Raw genomic sequence first — 16,273 nt, 5'->3', positions numbered from 1 at the left:
TACAGTTTAACATTCCTTCCCAATCAGAACTGTTATAGAGCCACCATAAAGCCAAGAACTAGGGAATCATCCTTGGGTATGCAACCTACAAACGGAGTCCACGAAAGACCGAGGCTAGACAACCAGGGCTTTTTTCAAGCCACCACTTCAAAACGTGTTAGCGTTTAAGTGGTGGGTAGTTGACATCCACATATGATTATTTTCATTAACTATCTTCCTTTAAATAATGGTTGGGTCTTTTCTAAAAATGATTTAGTTCCTTCTCTGAAGTCCTCGGTGGACGCTATCAAACCGAAATAATCTGCACCGAGAAGTGCGGACTCTTCTAAAGTTAAATTACCTCCCCGATGAATTGCCTCCCAAGTCATTTTTACTGCGATAGGAGACTGAGACAGAATTTCTAAAATAAGCGTTTCTACTTCTGATAATAATTTATCGGGTTCAACAATCCTATTAATCAGTCCTATTCTATAAGCTTCGTCTGCGCTTATCACGTTTCCGGTGAGCAATAGCTCTGTAGCACGCCCCTTACCTATAAGTCTGGGCAGTCTCGTAGTTCCTCCAAAACCGGCAACAGCTCCAATACGGACTTCAGGATGTCCTAATCTAGCATGATTAGCACAAACACGGAGCGTACAGGATTCAGCTAACTCAAGTCCGCCTCCCAGTGCGAAGCCGTTGATGGCAGCAACAACTACTTTCCCTAATGACTCAATTTTATTAGTAACTGTAACAGCTAACTGAGCTAAATCTCGTACTTCTAGCGGAGTGGCTTTATTGAGAAACTGAATGTCAGCACCTGCGGAAAATGCCTTTTCTCCGGCACCGATGATTATCACTGCCTTTACACTTGAATCAGTTTTAACCCTGTCCAAGACGGACGAAAGTTGTTCAAGAACATCTCGGTTTAACGCATTTAGTGCTTCCGGTCTGTTTAGTGTAATTCTTGCGATACCATTTTCTTCAGTGTAGAGGACGACATTTTTATTTAACATCTTAATCCCTCCAATAGTTTGGTGTACCGACACAAAAGGTTGCCTTCCTTGAAACACTTTTCAATATTAGATGTTCTTACATAAAAACCCTCTTCAGACAAAAATATTTAAAGAAGAAAAATTTCGCAATTTTTTTATGTCGCGACTTTATTTGAAATATCGCATCTATTTTATAAACATCGTGACTTTATTTTAAGCCCACAGTAAGACCCCTACTGATGGGAGTTTCACTCTATATTATGTTGAACCGCCGATATATTAACGTATTATTTTTCATAATTCCTGTAATTGAGCTCATACTACTTAAAGAAACCGAATTGTAGGAAGGTGGATTTTATGCTAACTCCACAACAAATGGATCATTTTCAATCTGTACTACAAAAACAAAAACAAGAGCTTGAACAAACGCTGCAAAATCATGAACATCGAGGGCAAGCTTCTGAACGTGATTCAGTTGGCGAACTCTCTGCGTATGATAATCACCCTGGAGACATGGGAACAGAATTGTATGAACGTGAAAAAGACTTAGGATTAGTCGAATTTTGGCATAAACAACTTACGGATGTAAAGCATGCCCTGCAAAAAATAGAAGCTGGAACATACGGGATTTGCGAAGTATCGGGTGAACCAATTCCACTTGAACGTTTAGAAGCAATGCCGACTGCAACAACTTGTATCGAACATACACATAATAAACTAATCCTTGGTGCGCGTCCTATTGAAGAAGAACTTATTGAGCCTCCTTTTGGTAAATATGATATGGATAGTGCTGTTGGTTATGATGCTGAAGATGCTTGGCAAGATGTTGCTTTATATGGAACGTCAGAAACTCCTGCTGATTTAGAGCGCCGCGACTCTAAAAATTTTAATGAAATGTATGTAGATGCAGAGGAACCGCGCGGATATGTTGAGGATTTTGAAAACTTTATTGGAACAGATATGTATGGAAAAAACGTACAAGTATATGCCACAGAAGCACATGAAGAATATGAACAAATGCTAGATGACTACGAAAAAAGAACCTTTAACGGCGAACTTTCTTCAGATGAATCAAGTTCAAGACCATAAAGTGAAACTTCCATCGGAGTGCCTTTTCTCCGATGGTTAGTTGAACCAATCGGGTTCTTAGGAACAGTTTCTTCCCTGTATCTCTTACACCTTTACTGTTCCTTTGAGCGGGATAAAAAAAAGAAACATTCCTTATTCAGGAATGTTTCTTTTGCCTTCATTACTTTTTAGTAACGTTAGCAGCTTGAGGTCCGCGGTTACCTTCAACGATTTCGAAAGAAACTTCTTGACCTTCTTCTAAAGTTTTGAAGCCTTCGCCTTGAATTGCAGAGAAATGTACGAATACATCTTCGCCACCTTCAACTTCGATGAAACCAAAACCTTTTTCGCCGTTAAACCATTTTACTTTTCCTGTTTGCATTGCATGTACCTCCTAAATAAAAAGAAATCTATCTATTGGAAACTACATACAAAGGTCGAGATAAACATCATGATTTCCTCACAAGCTAATGCTTTGAAACAAACACGCTTTATTTCCGTACCACATTATGCAGCTCAATAGTTCTTTTACTATATCATGCCCGAAATAAAACGTCAAATAAAACAGAAATATCTTTTTGAAAATTAACAAAACTTGTATTTTCTATTTGAAGATGTTTCGGTACAATATAAATACGGATATACATATTTATAATTGAGGTGAAACCATGAAAGCACATGAGATCGAATACAAATTATACGGCGATGATATGCAGTTTGTTGAAATTGAGTTAGACCCGCAAGAGAGCGTAGTTGCTGAAGCCGGTGCTATGATGATGATGGAAGACAATATTGAAATGGAAACAGTATTTGGTGACGGTGCTGCACAAACAGGTGGATTTTTCGGCAAGCTTGTCGGTGCTGGGAAACGTCTCGTGACAGGTGAGAGCTTATTCATGACTGTATTTACAAATACAGGACATGAAAAACGTCATGTTTCATTTGCAGCTCCGTATCCTGGGAAAATTATCCCTGTTGATTTAACTGAGTATCGCGGGAAAGTAATCTGCCAAAAGGATTCTTTTCTATGTGCTGCAAAAGGTGTTTCTGTCGGCATTGAATTTACAAAAAAACTTGGTAGCGGCTTCTTCGGCGGCGAAGGATTTATTATGCAAAAACTTGAAGGCGACGGCCTTGCTTTCATGCATGCCGGCGGAACAGTTTATAAGCGTGAGTTAAAACCAGGAGAAAGATTAAAAATTGATACTGGTTGCCTCGTTGCAATGACACAAGATGTTGACTATGATATTCAATTTGTTGGTAATGTAAAAAGTGCAATCTTCGGTGGTGAAGGCCTATTCTTCGCAACATTACAAGGACCGGGAACGGTTTGGGTTCAATCTTTAACATTAAGCCGCTTAGCACAGCGCATTGCTGGCCCAGGAGCAAAAAATTCTGGAGAAGGCAGTATTCTCGGTGGACTTGGACGCATTCTGGATGGCGACGAGTAAAGTTTTACTAACCAACCGGGCTCTTACGGGCAGTTTTACTCCCCGCTCTTCTCTATCCTTTACTGCCCGTTAGTGCGGGGTAAGTAAAAGAATGAAATCCATATCCTCCTCATATATTGAATTATATTTCATCATGAGGAGGACTTTTCTATGCCAACTTCTGTATCCTTTCATAAGGATACCGCTGTGTTGTTAGCTACATGCTGCGAGCTAACATATGAGCAATATAAGCAAAATGGCATTTTCACCATTCCCGAAGGTTTTCGATATATACAAGGCTTTCAGGCAAAAGCCATTCAAACAACAACATGGTTTGGATTTATTTTAGAATCAGAGGATCAAATTATTGTAGCCTTTCGCGGGACACAATCCGACCGTGATTGGATGGCCGATTCGATAGTCCAACAAAAACCATATCCATTTACTGCAAATAGCGGCAATGTTCATAGCGGCTTTCTTTCTATTTACGAATCATGTAGAGATACAATAATGGACACCCTCGTTTCCCTATCTTCTCATAAAGCACTTTTCGTTACTGGACATAGTTTAGGAGGAGCCCTTGCTACCCTGCACATACTAGACGCCCGTGTAAACACTTCATTCTCTCATTACACTCTCTACAATTTCGGCTCCCCGAAAGTCGGAGATATTGCCTTTCGAAATTATTATAAAATGCAAGTGGCCAACAGCTTTCGCTTCGTAAATTTATTTGATGTCGTCCCGCTTCTTCCTCCTCGTAAAGTACAATTTGAAGAAAATAAATGGGAATATTCCCATATTCATCGCAGTATGACCTTTACGAAAAATATGAATTCCATTACAAAAAACCATCACATTACAACTTATAAAACGTCAATTGCCACTCTTTTTTAAAAGGTCTATATTGGAGACCGAACATAGTAAAAGCTATCGTTACATTCTTTCTAGTTATGCTTGTTGTTTTTACAGGTTTCGTTACATTTTCGTACTTTGCTACAACAGAATACGATGGACACGGTATATTATATGCACCGTTCTATCCTACTTCTGCCACAAAGTAAAACGACTTGAAATGTTTACAAGTCGTTTTTTTCGTTTTCCTTTAGTGAACAATTGTTCCGTTTCTCGAAACTATTTAGATGAAACTCTACTTTCTTTTACCGCGCTCGCATGCCCTCTGCGATTCTCCAAATATCACGACTGTACTGTAAGATTGTTCGGTCACTTGCGAAATGACCAGATTTCGCAATATTAACAGTACTCATTTCAAGCCATTTTTTTCGATTCTCATATGTTCTTCCAACTTTTTCTTGCACATCTGCATACGGTGCAAAGTCCCGGAGAACAAAATATTCATCATTTTGAATAAGAAGGGAATCGAAAATAGCTTCAAACTCATCACCCGCATCCTCAAAAAAGCCATTTGTCAGCTGATTGACGACTTTTTGAATGCGCATATCATGATGATAATAATCGCTAGCACGGTATCCGCCATTTTGATAATAATGTAGTACTTCTTCTGCAGTTAAACCGAAAATAAAAATAGCATCATTTCCAACAGTTTCTTTTATTTCAACATTAGCACCATCTAGCGTACCAACCGTTATCGCACCGTTCATCATAAATTTCATATTTCCGGTTCCTGATGCTTCTTTACTTGCAGTTGAAATTTGTTCACTCACATCTGCCGCTGGAAAAATATCTTCGGCAAGAGAAACGCGATAGTTTTCTAGAAAAATAACTTTCATATATTGACTTACATACGGATCATCATTCACTTTTCGGGCTAATTCATTTATAAGTTTAATAATCTTTTTCGCATAATAATAACCAGGCGATGCCTTTGCACCAAAAATAAATGTACGCGGATAAAAGGAAAAACTAGAATCTTCTTTTAAACGATTGTACAAATATAAAATATGCAGCACATTTAATAATTGCCGCTTGTATGCATGTAGCCGTTTTACTTGCACATCAAAAATAGAATATGGATCAACAACAATACCTGTTTGTTTTTCAATCCGCTTCATTAACAATTCTTTTCGCACTTGTTTTACATTATGAAGCGCATCTTGAAATGCTGCATCATACTTATAATTTCCTAAAGTTTGCAGCTGATCTGGCTCCTTCACCCAATCTGTTCCAATTGTTTCACAAATTAATTTTGACAGCTGCGGATTTGCTTTTAATAACCAGCGCCGATGGGTAATTCCATTCGTCTTATTATTGAATTTCTCTGGATAAAACTCATAAAACAATCGCATTTCTCGCTGCTTTAATATTTCCGTATGAATGTTAGCAACACCGTTTACACTATGACTGCCAACGATTGCTAAATGTGCCATCTTCACAAGCCCATGAGCGATAATCGCCATATTTTCAATGCGATTCCACTCATACGAATACCGCTCCCATAAATCACGACAAAAGCGCTCATTAATTTCTTGTACAATCATATAAATGCGCGGTAATAACGGCTCAAAAATATGAATCGGCCACTTTTCTAACGCTTCAGATAAGGTTGTATGGTTTGTATAAGAAATCGTATGTCTTGTAATATACCACGCATCCTCCCAGCTCATCTTTTCTTCATCAAGCAAAATACGCATTAATTCCGGAATCGCTAAGACAGGGTGCGTATCATTAATATGAATCGCAATTTTCTCATGCAGATTGCGCAGCGTGCCATTTCGTTCACGATGCAACCGAACAATAATTTGTAAGCTAGCAGACACAAGAAAATATTGCTGTTTCAAACGAAGTATTTTTCCTTCATCATGCGTATCATCTGGATATAAGAACTCCGATACTGCCTCCGTTTCCCGTTTATATTTCAATACATCCTTGCAGTTTTGGGGAAATAGAACCGGCTCTGCACTCCAAAGACGCAGTGTATTTACAGTATTTGTCTGATAGCCGACAACAGGTACATCATACGGTACAGCCATAATTGTTTCCGCATTTATATGCCGAAATTCAAGACGTTCATTTGACTGAAATGTATCAACTTGTCCCCAAAAGCTAACTTCCACAGCTTGATCATGCCTTCTTACTTCCCAAACATTCCCGTGACGCAGCCATTGCTCCGGCAGCTCGATTTGATAACCATCCACAATTTTTTGATCAAACAAACCGTGCTTATAGCGAATACCGCACCCGTGGCCTGGCAAATTTAATGAAGCAAGAGAATCAAGAAAACAGGCCGCCAAACGACCAAGACCGCCATTTCCAAGTCCAGCATCTGCTTCAATTTCTTCAAGGTCTTGTAAGTAAATCCCAAGTTCTTCTAATCCTCTCTCGCATACATCACGTATTCCCAAGTTTAAGACATTACTTCCTAATAAACGCCCTAATAAAAACTCAATCGATAAGTAATACATTTGCTTTTGATTGTCTGTCCGATATCGTTCATTCGTCTCAATCCAGCGCTGACTAATATATTCACGTACCATATGTCCGAGCGTATTATATTGATCTTGCACAGTCGAATCTTTAAAACTTTTACCATACATCGTTTCTAGCTTTTCTAAAAAAGCAGCTTTAAAACTCTCTGTACTCGAAAACATCTCTCTCACCTCTTCCAAAATGAAACTACCAGCAGTGGATTTCCCGCTGCTGGTTAGCCCTCCCAATCCGGTTCTAACGAATGAATCCTTCACACATACAACCCGTTCAGTGAAACATGTATCAATTATGCTTTCCTACTGATGATGAACAAAAAGAATCGGTTGCTTATCATCAATCTCCTGTTGTTCCTCATGAGATTGTGGTTCCTCATTTGATTCGAATAAGCTTTCATAAAGCTCCTTATACTTACGTGCGGACTGCTTCCAGCTATAATCCTCTGTCATTGCTCGTTTCACAAGAGACTGCCATACCTTTTTGTCATGATAATAGTGCAGTGCACGCTGCACCGTATGCAGCATATCGTGCGCATTGAAGTTCGTAAAACTAAAACCATTTCCTTCATTTATAGCTTCATTGTACGATTGAACTGTATCATTTAAACCGCCTGTTTCCCGCACAATTGGAATCGCTCCGTATGCAAGGGCAATTAACTGTCCAAGGCCGCATGGCTCAAATAAAGATGGCATTAGAAACAAATCTGTCCCGGCATACACTTGATGTGCCAGCCCTTCATGAAATCCGATATACACTTTCACTTTATCTGGATATTCATATGCCATTTGTTCAAAAAACTGTTCATATTCTTTATCGCCCGATCCAAGTACAATAAATTGCACATCTTCTTGCATCATTTCATGAAAAACATGACGCACTAAATCTAATCCTTTTTGCTGCGTTAAACGTGTAACCATCGCAATAATAGGTGCCTCTTCTTTTTCTGGCAATCCAAAATAACGCTGTAATGCACGTTTATTATCTCTTTTTTTATGAAGTGAATTTGCATCATACATTGCTGCTATCGTTTTATCATTCTTCGGATTGTACAAAACATCATCAATTCCATTTACAATCCCAACAAGTTTATCGTTATATTTACGCAATAAACCATCTAACTTCTCTCCGAAAAATGGATATTGAATTTCTTCTTTATATGTCGGACTTACCGCTGTAATCATATCAGAGGCGATAATTCCGCCTTTCATGAAGTTGATGTTTCCGTAAAACTCAAGCTGTTCACTATGAAAATACTCATTGCCAAGCTCCAATAAGTCATCCATAACGATGCGCGGAAACACGCCTTGAAACTGCAAGTTATGAATCGTAAAGACTGTCTTTATCTTTTCGTATAATGGCTGATCACGATATTTTTCACGCAATAAAAAATTCGCCATCGCTGTATGCCAATCATGACAATGCAGAACATCTACTTCAAAATCTATATGCGGAATGCATTCTAATACCGCCTTTGAGAAAAATGAAAAACGTTCGCCATCATCATAATGACCATATAGTGAATCGCGTTTAAAATAATATTCATTGTCGATAAAATAATACGTAATTCCTTCATGCTCCATTTTCAAAATACCGCAATATTGATTACGCCAGCCAAGCTGAACCGTAATCACTTTATGAAGCACACATTCTTTTCGTACATGCTCTGGAATTAAACTATAGTACGGAAGCATAACACGCACGTTCATTCCAAGTTTTTGCAATGCCTTTGGAAGTGCTCCAGCTACATCTGCTAATCCACCCGATTTAATAAATGGTACACATTCTGATACTGCAAATAAAATATTCACTGCGATTGTCTCTCTGCAGCAGCAAGCATAGGCAAACTATGCTTACCTATGCCATGCCTGCAGATTCCTCCTCTCAATTTTCAAATATACATCTTAGTAAATCGTTATATTACTGCTTTGTATTGTTCCTTTCTCTACAACAAATGGAGAATGGGCTCCACCTGTTAACGTCGTTCCATCTTCAATTTTTACATCCTTATCAATAATTACACCATCTAGTATACAATTCTCTCCAATTTGGCTCTTTTGCATAATAATACTGTTACGAACAATCGAACCTTTTCCAATCTTTACAGAACGAAAGACAACGCTATTTTCTACTTCTCCCTCAATAATGCTGCCATTCGCAACCATCGTATTATGTACACTCGCGTTTTTTCCGTACCTTGTTGGCGGCTCATCCTTTACTTTCGTAAAAATCGGCGTTTCTTTCTTAAACACTTGCTTCCAAATATGCGGCTGCAGTATTTCCAAGCTATGTTTATAGTAACTTTCAATTGAATCGATTACCGCCACATAGCCAGTATGCTCATAACTTTCAATATGCAATGATGTGTTTCGTTTTTCTTTTACAACATCAATTAATCTATAATATCCCATGTCTTGATACGTCTCAAACAAATGTAATAATAACTCCTTCTTTAATACATATGTCTGAAGTGACTCACCTTGGTGACATACTTCTGTAATATCTGCCTCTGTGTATAAGTGACGGTCTAATACCGCTTGGAAATCAAGCGCTGTTACAACATGACTGTTTGTAATGACAACATACTGCTCTTTACTACGTAAAAAGTAATCAATATGTCTGCTAAAATGAGCAAATGTACCAAACTCATCTTGATCACATTGACAATTTGGAGGAAATAAAAATAAACCATCACGTTTTCGATCTAAGTCCCACTGTTTTCCAGAACCGAGATGATCCATGAGTGAACGATTTTTATGACTTGTGAAAATGGCTACACTATGAATATGAGAATTTACCATATTGGAAAGCATAAAATCTATTAAACGGTAACGCCCAGCAAACGGCAATACCGCCAATGATCGATGATTTGTTACTTGTTGTAGTGATGGAAAATTCTCTGTTGCATTAATAATTCCTAACATTGATTCTCTCACTCATCTCATCCCCTTTTCGTCACGCTCTAACAGACAGTAAAATTATCACCGTAACCTTCCATAAACTCAAAGAAGATAGGAATAGAATCACTATCCGTAAAAGCTCCGATTGTTTCCGCTAACTATTTATGAAGGGATTAAGCTCCCCTTGCTAATCATTAGTTTTACTTCATTTAATTTTCCTCTGCAATTAATACAACGTCTTCAATATTTCGTTCCGGACGAATAATTGCTCCATCTTCAACGACCATCCCTGGCCCAACAATGGCACGCTCAATCACAACATTCTTTCCAATTCTGGCATCTGGCATAATAACTGAATCTACAACCTTGCTGCCTTCCTCCACGATTACCCCTTGAAACAATACAGAATGCTGCACATCACCTTCTACAACACAACCTTCGTTAATTAACGATTCTTCCACTTTAGCTGACGGTGCAATATATTGAGGCGGCTGGTTCGGGTTAACAGAACAAATTCGCCAATCACGGTCATATAAGTTGAGTGATGAATCTTCGCGAAGCAAATCCATATTTGCTTCCCATAAGCTCTTCACTGTTCCAACGTCTTTCCAATACCCGCTAAATGGATACGCAACAAGCTTTTTCCCTTCATCCAATAAAAGCGGAATCACATCTTTTCCAAAATCATTACTAGATTCTGGATTTCTTGCATCCATTTCTAAATACTCTTTTAAAATAGCCCAATTAAAAATATAAATGCCCATTGAAGCTAGATTGCTTTTTGGAAACTGCGGCTTTTCTTCAAACTCAACAATTTCCATCTCTTCATTCGTATTCATAATGCCAAAGCGGCTCGCTTCATCCCACGGTACTTCAATAACAGAAATAGAGACATCTGCTTCTCGTTCCATGTGATGATCGAGCATTTTTGCATAATCCATCTTATAAATATGATCGCCAGATAAAATGAGAACATATTCCGGATCATACTGCTTTAAATAATTCAAATTTTGATAAATGGCACTTGCCGTTCCTGTATACCATTTCACTCCAGAAGACTCTGCATAAGGCGGGAGTACAGTAACCCCTCCATTTACACGGTCTAAATCCCATGCATCTCCAATACCGATATAACTATGCAATTCTAACGGCTGATATTGTGTTAAAATCCCCACTGTTTCAATACCAGAATTCGCACAGTTACTTAATGTAAAATCAATAATGCGATATTTACCGCCAAATGGAACAGCTGGCTTCGCTAAATTTTTTGTTAAGGCGCTTAAACGACTACCTTTTCCCCCTGCTAATAACATTGCTACGCACGTCTGCTTTTGTACCATCTTGTTTACTACTCCCCTTTCGTGTTTTCACCGGCCGTAAAATTGAAATTCCAAATGGTGGTATTGTCATTTCAACATGAGCAAGCTGATTATGATAAGGTTCCATAATCGCTTTTAATCGCTTCTTATTGATTTTTCCCGAACCGCCGTATGCAGAACTATCACTATTTAAAATTTCGTTATAATAGCGAAATGCTGGTACGCCAACTTTATAGTTTTCATACACCGCATTTGTAAAGTTACAAACGATAACGAGAACATCCTCTTCTCTCTCCCCTTGGCGAATAAACGAAAAAATACTTTGCTCACGATTATCCGCATCAATCCACTGAAAACCCTTTTCTGTGTGATCAAGCTGCCAAAGCGGCTTAGAGCGCTTATACAATGCTATGAGCTCCTTAAAGTAATCATGCATACGATCATGCATTTCAAAATCATGTAAGCCCCAATCTAAATCTTCAAGGTCTTTCCATTCGTCATATTGTCCAAACTCGCCGCCCATAAAGAGCAGCTTCTTACCTGGATGTGTAAATAAATAGCCATACAATAAACGAAGCTGAGCAAACTTGGACCAATAATCACCCGGCATTTTATTTAATAGCGACTTTTTCCCGTGTACAACTTCATCATGTGATAACGGTAAAATAAAATTCTCAGAATACGCGTAAAGCAGTGAAAATGTTACTTTGTCATGAATATATTTCCGATACTCCGGCGCACATTCCATATATTTTAAAATGTCATTCATCCAGCCCATATTCCATTTATAATTAAAACCAAGTCCACCTTCATATGTCGGTGCAGTTACGAGCGGCCATGCTGTTGAATCTTCCGCAGTCATTAAGAAAGTTGGATCTTCCGCAAATACTGCTTCATTCAGCTGTTGCAGGAATAATACAGCATGTTCATTACTTTCCTGCCCCCCATTTCGCTCCCAATATAGCATGTTAGCAACCGCATCAACGCGAAAGCCGTCGATATGATAATACTTCATCCAAAACAATGCATTCGAAATGAGAAAATTTCGTACTTCTTGTTTTCCTAAATCAAAGTTCACAGTTCCCCATACGTGATTTTCTTGTACATCAAGATCTCTATATTCATACGTTGGTTCTCCATCAAACAAATAAAGCCCATGAGCATCTTTACAAAAATGCCCTGGTACCCAATCTAAAATGACACCGATCCCATATTTATGACATTCATCGACAAAATACATAAAATCCTGCGGTGCTCCGTATCTACTTGTCGGTGCATAATATCCAGTACCTTGATATCCCCAAGAACGATCATACGGGTGTTCAATAAGCGGCATAATTTCAATATGAGTAAATTGATGCTCTACTACATACGGAATAAGCTCATCTGCCATTTCTCTGTAAGAGTAAAAAGACTCATCTTCTTTCTTTTTCCATGAACCAAAGTGAAGCTCATAAATTGCTAACGGTTCATTATAAATTGGTTTTCGTTTCTTTTTTTGAAACCACTTCTGATCTTTCCATTTATATCCTTTTATATCATAAACAATGGATGCCGTATTTGGTCTCACTTCAGCATACATTGCATACGGATCAGCTTTTAAAATTGTATGGCCGTTTGAGGCTTCAATTGCATATTTGTACAATTCCAGCTGAGCTACATTTGGTATGAATAAAGACCAAATTCCATCCTCTGTCACTCGCACCATTTTATGAATTTGATTATTCCATTCATTAAAATCTCCTACAATACTCACAGCTTGTGCATGAGGAGCCCATACGGAAAAACGTGTTCCTTGCACCCCATCTTCCTTCGTTAGATGAGCACCAAATATTTCGTAGCTATCGTAAAATTTCTCTTTATGAAACAATAGCATTTTTTCCTCATTACAATTTGTTACAATCACTATGTTCACCTCACAAGATGACAGAATTTTAAATATGTTATTACTATTCTTCGGTAAATAGAAATATCCTTGCGATTTTCTAAAAAAACATACGTTTTTTTCGCGGAAATTCATGGTAATTCCGTAAATTTCAGCTGAAAATATCGAATTTTGACGAATATTCCTTGTAAGCGTTTTATTTTAGAATAATTTTCAAAGTGAAAAAGAGGGGAAATTTTACTGCGATTCATTACTTCCTATTAGAGCAAAATACATATTACATTTAAAAAGTAATTAACTTTCAGCAAAACAAAAAAACCCTTTCCGGCAAAAGGGGATATACAGGGGCTGCCGGAAAGGGGTTTATACAATTTGGATTATAGTACTGGTGCCATAGTTTCTTTTAGCACTTTTACAGAATGATCAAATTTCAATTCTTCTGCTTCATTTAATTCAAGCTCTACAATTTCTCGAACACCTTGACGGTTGATAACTGCTGGAACACCTACGTAAACATCTTGTTGTCCATATTGTCCTTCAAGATATGCAGATACTGTCAATACGCTGTTTTCGTTGTTTAAAATCGCTTTAGTTACACGTAGTAGTGACATACCGATACCGTAGTAAGTTGCACCTTTACGTTGAATAATATGATAAGCAGCATCGCGTACATTCACAAAGATTTCATCTAAATCGCTTTGATTGTACTTTTCATTGTTTGCTAAGATTGTTTCAAGTTTTTGTACACCAACAGTAGCATGGCTCCATACTGGAAGCTCTGTGTCGCCATGTTCACCAATAACATATGCGTGAACGTTACGTGGATCCACATCTAAGTATTCACCTAGCATGTAACGGAAGCGAGCAGAGTCTAAAGTTGTACCAGAACCGATTACACGTTCTTTTGGTAATCCAGATTCTTTCCAAGTTACATAAGTTAAAATATCAACTGGGTTAGTTGCGATTAAGAAGATACCATCAAATCCGCTATCCATGATGCCGCGAACGATTTGTTTAAAGATTTTTGTATTCTTCTCAACTAAATCTAAGCGAGTTTCACCTGGCTTTTGTGGTAATCCAGCAGTGATAACAACAAGATCTGCATCTTTACAATCTGCATAGCTGCCTTTCCAAACTTTTGTTGGAGCTGGAGCAAATGGAACAGCATGGCTTAAATCCATTGCTTCCCCTTCTGCTTTTGCTTCGTTTACGTCAACAAGAACAAACTCTTCAGCTACACCTTGGTTAATCATAGAATATGCATAGCTGCAACCTACAGCTCCTGTTCCTACTAATACTACGCGGTTAATACCTTTTTTCATGGTAAAATCCCCTCTCTATTTTTCATTTCATTATTATTATTATCATTGTCATTTAAGTAAATAATTAAAATACTGATTTTATATTGTTTAACTTCCTTACACACATATTGTAGCACGTTCATTTGTGAATGTATTCACAAATTATGACCTATTTGTGAACTTTTTCACAGATGAGAGAAAATTATAGTATCAGGTGTGAAATCTATCCCAGTTCAAGCGAAACACATTCACATACTAATTCCATCAGAATCATAAAGCGAAACTTCCATCAGTGGGGGTTTTCTTCATCTCCACTGAATGAAAATATTTATATAACTTATATAAGTTGTCCACACCTTTTTTCAGCTTAGAAATATTATATATTGAGTCAAAATTTATTTTGAAAGGAGTTGGTTTATATAAATAAGCATAAAAAATGCGTCTGTGAACAACTAGAAGAATTACAGGTAGGTACAGAAGTAGATATTTTTCTAAATGGAAACTTTATAGATGATGTTAAGTTTGTTAACTTTAATCCTGAAAACTTTTGTGCAACTTTCGTATTTACAGAAGGACCCGAAGCAGGAGGAGTACTTCTTGTAGATTGCCGTGATATTCAAGCACTTACAATTGAGGCAAGCTAGTTTATAAAAGAGAGCTTTGAAAAAAGCTCTTTTTTATAATTTCAAAATATGCTTCTATATGAATTAAAAAAGAGAGGAAGAGGGAAAGAAACATGTCAATTCTCATAAACTATACTGCTATCCCTAAAATATTTAATCCAAATTTAGTGAAGGACACAGATAAACAACCTTCAAATATAAAAAATAAACAAAAACATTTTGAAGGTATTTGCTGCCTTTTAAACACCTTTAATTTAGGAAAAAAAGTAAACGAAATTTTAGTTAATGGCACACCATTAGCCGTTTCAAATTTCGCAGGATTTCACTTTAACACGGGTCTTGCTACATTTATGGATGAAAACGGGCGCATTATCCTTGTTAATTGCGAGCGCATTGATGCAATTGTTCTTTAGCATTTTTATTGATATTAAAACGAAGAATTGTATTTTAAATAAAAAAACTATCTTCTTTCGTTAATACTCATGTGATTAAAGTTGAGGATTAATTATTCATTAACACAAGACAAATAGAAAAAGAGATAGCATATATGCTATCTCTTTTTTTATGACCCGTACGGGATTCGAACCCGTGTTACCGCCGTGAAAGGGCGGTGTCTTAACCACTTGACCAACGGGCCAATTTCTGGCAGAGAAGAAGGGATTCGAACCCTCGCACCGCGTAAGCGATCTACTCCCTTAGCAGGGGAGCCCCTTGAGCCACTTGGGTACTTCTCTATATATGGCTCCGCAGGTAGGACTCGAACCTACGACCGATCGGTTAACAGCCGATAGCTCTACCACTGAGCTACTGCGGAATATGGTGGGCCTAAATGGACTCGAACCATCGACCTCACGCTTATCAGGCGTGCGCTCTAACCAGCTGAGCTATAGGCCCATAGAAAAAGCGGGTGAAGAGAATCGAACTCTCGACCAGAGCTTGGAAGGCTCTTGTTTTACCACTAAACTACACCCGCATAAAAATGGTGAGCCATGAAGGACTCGAACCTTCGACCCTCTGATTAAAAGTCAGATGCTCTACCAACTGAGCTAATGGCTCATTTTGAAATGGTGCCGGCTTGTATATTTCAAAATGGTGGCTCGGGACGGAATCGAACCGCCGACACGAGGATTTTCAGTCCTCTGCTCTACCGACTGAGCTACCGAGCCTTAATATAAATGGCGGTCCCGACCGGGGTCGAACCGGCGATCTCCTGCGTGACAGGCAGGCATGTTAACCACTACACCACGGGACCATTGGTTGCGGGGACAGGATTTGAACCTGCGACCTTCGGGTTATGAGCCCGATGAGCTACCAGACTGCTCCACCCCGCGATGATAAAAATATTATTTTAGTTAAAATGGAGGAGGTAGAGGG

The 16,273-nt window shown here is 38.2% G+C and carries 13 protein-coding genes and 9 tRNA genes; 5 read left to right on the top strand and 17 right to left on the bottom strand.

Features of this window, described 5'->3' with window-relative positions:
- Positions 1-209 precede the first annotated feature (209 nt).
- Positions 210-995, bottom strand: coding sequence for an enoyl-CoA hydratase/isomerase family protein (locus tag CN326_RS03980; RefSeq protein ID WP_098306445.1), 786 nt, complete (start codon positions 993-995; stop codon positions 210-212).
- Between the two features lie 336 nt (positions 996-1,331).
- On the opposite strand from CN326_RS03980, the gene CN326_RS03975 reads away from it, so the two are divergent.
- Entirely contained in the window at positions 1,332-2,063 is a 732-nt protein-coding gene (locus CN326_RS03975; protein WP_098306443.1) for a yteA family sporulation protein, read from the top strand.
- Positions 2,064-2,223: 160 nt separating this feature from the next.
- On the opposite strand, the gene cspD is transcribed toward CN326_RS03975, so the two are convergent.
- On the bottom strand, positions 2,224-2,424 hold the full coding sequence (gene cspD, locus CN326_RS03970; RefSeq protein ID WP_035432508.1) for a cold-shock protein CspD: 201 nt from the start codon (positions 2,422-2,424) through the stop codon (positions 2,224-2,226).
- Between the two features lie 286 nt (positions 2,425-2,710).
- On the opposite strand from cspD, the gene CN326_RS03965 reads away from it, so the two are divergent.
- Both CN326_RS03965 and CN326_RS03960 read left to right on the top strand, forming a co-directional pair.
- Entirely contained in the window at positions 2,711-3,493 is a 783-nt protein-coding gene (locus CN326_RS03965; RefSeq protein ID WP_098306441.1) for a TIGR00266 family protein, read from the top strand.
- Positions 3,494-3,643: 150 nt separating this feature from the next.
- Positions 3,644-4,366 carry a lipase family protein gene (locus tag CN326_RS03960; protein WP_098306439.1) on the top strand — a complete coding sequence of 241 codons (723 nt, stop codon included), beginning with the start codon at positions 3,644-3,646 and terminating at the stop codon, positions 4,364-4,366.
- 263 nt (positions 4,367-4,629) lie between these two features.
- Here the strand turns inward: CN326_RS03960 and CN326_RS03955 are convergent, their stop codons facing one another.
- From CN326_RS03955 to CN326_RS03930, 6 genes are all read right to left on the bottom strand, one after another.
- Positions 4,630-7,038: a glycogen/starch/alpha-glucan phosphorylase gene (locus tag CN326_RS03955; protein WP_098306437.1), complete on the bottom strand. Its 2,409-nt coding sequence runs from the start codon at positions 7,036-7,038 to the stop codon at positions 4,630-4,632.
- Between the two features lie 135 nt (positions 7,039-7,173).
- On the bottom strand, positions 7,174-8,682 hold the full coding sequence (glgA, locus tag CN326_RS03950; protein WP_098306435.1) for a glycogen synthase GlgA: 1,509 nt from the start codon (positions 8,680-8,682) through the stop codon (positions 7,174-7,176).
- 93 nt (positions 8,683-8,775) lie between these two features.
- Complete coding sequence (locus tag CN326_RS03945) at positions 8,776-9,807, bottom strand: GlgC family sugar phosphate nucleotidyltransferase (protein ID WP_098306433.1); 1,032 nt, start codon at positions 9,805-9,807, stop codon at positions 8,776-8,778.
- Between the two features lie 173 nt (positions 9,808-9,980).
- Positions 9,981-11,111, bottom strand: coding sequence for a glucose-1-phosphate adenylyltransferase (locus CN326_RS03940; protein ID WP_098306431.1), 1,131 nt, complete (start codon positions 11,109-11,111; stop codon positions 9,981-9,983).
- Complete coding sequence (gene glgB, locus CN326_RS03935) at positions 11,059-12,996, bottom strand: 1,4-alpha-glucan branching protein GlgB (RefSeq protein WP_483295631.1); 1,938 nt, start codon at positions 12,994-12,996, stop codon at positions 11,059-11,061. Before glgB ends, CN326_RS03940 begins: the two co-directional genes overlap by 53 nt.
- Before the next feature lie 356 nt (positions 12,997-13,352).
- Positions 13,353-14,297, bottom strand: coding sequence for an L-lactate dehydrogenase (locus CN326_RS03930; RefSeq protein ID WP_098306429.1), 945 nt, complete (start codon positions 14,295-14,297; stop codon positions 13,353-13,355).
- 389 nt (positions 14,298-14,686) lie between these two features.
- Here CN326_RS03930 and CN326_RS03925 point away from each other — a divergent pair, with 389 nt between their 5' ends.
- Together CN326_RS03925 and CN326_RS03920 are read left to right on the top strand one after the other, a co-directional pair.
- Positions 14,687-14,920, top strand: a complete 234-nt coding sequence (locus tag CN326_RS03925) for a penicillin-binding protein (RefSeq protein ID WP_483295630.1) — start codon at positions 14,687-14,689, stop codon at positions 14,918-14,920.
- Between the two features lie 92 nt (positions 14,921-15,012).
- A complete protein-coding gene (locus tag CN326_RS03920) occupies positions 15,013-15,312 on the top strand; it encodes a hypothetical protein (protein WP_098306427.1) in 300 nt (99 codons plus the stop codon).
- A gap of 152 nt (positions 15,313-15,464) precedes the next feature.
- Here the strand turns inward: CN326_RS03920 and CN326_RS03915 are convergent.
- From CN326_RS03915 to CN326_RS03875, 9 genes are all read right to left on the bottom strand, one after another.
- Positions 15,465-15,536, bottom strand: a tRNA-Glu gene (locus CN326_RS03915).
- A 6-nt stretch (positions 15,537-15,542) separates the two neighbouring features.
- Positions 15,543-15,633, bottom strand: a tRNA-Ser gene (locus CN326_RS03910).
- A 5-nt stretch (positions 15,634-15,638) separates the two neighbouring features.
- Positions 15,639-15,713, bottom strand: a tRNA-Asn gene (locus tag CN326_RS03905).
- A 3-nt stretch (positions 15,714-15,716) separates the two neighbouring features.
- Positions 15,717-15,793 (bottom strand) — tRNA-Ile (locus CN326_RS03900).
- Between the two features lie 8 nt (positions 15,794-15,801).
- Positions 15,802-15,872 (bottom strand) — tRNA-Gly (locus CN326_RS03895).
- A gap of 7 nt (positions 15,873-15,879) precedes the next feature.
- Positions 15,880-15,955, bottom strand: a tRNA-Lys gene (locus CN326_RS03890).
- Positions 15,956-15,989: 34 nt separating this feature from the next.
- Positions 15,990-16,065: transfer RNA gene (locus CN326_RS03885), tRNA-Phe, on the bottom strand.
- A 10-nt stretch (positions 16,066-16,075) separates the two neighbouring features.
- Positions 16,076-16,151, bottom strand: a tRNA-Asp gene (locus CN326_RS03880).
- 2 nt (positions 16,152-16,153) lie between these two features.
- A tRNA-Met gene (locus CN326_RS03875) sits at positions 16,154-16,230 on the bottom strand.
- Between the last annotated feature and the right edge of the window lie 43 nt (positions 16,231-16,273).

It is taken from the genome of Bacillus sp. AFS018417 (assembly GCF_002560985.1).
Taxonomy (GTDB): Bacteria; Bacillota; Bacilli; order Bacillales; family Bacillaceae_G; genus Bacillus_A; species Bacillus_A rhizoplanae.
Note: the sequence above shows the minus strand (reverse complement) of the source record. Positions and strands in the feature narration are given on the sequence as shown.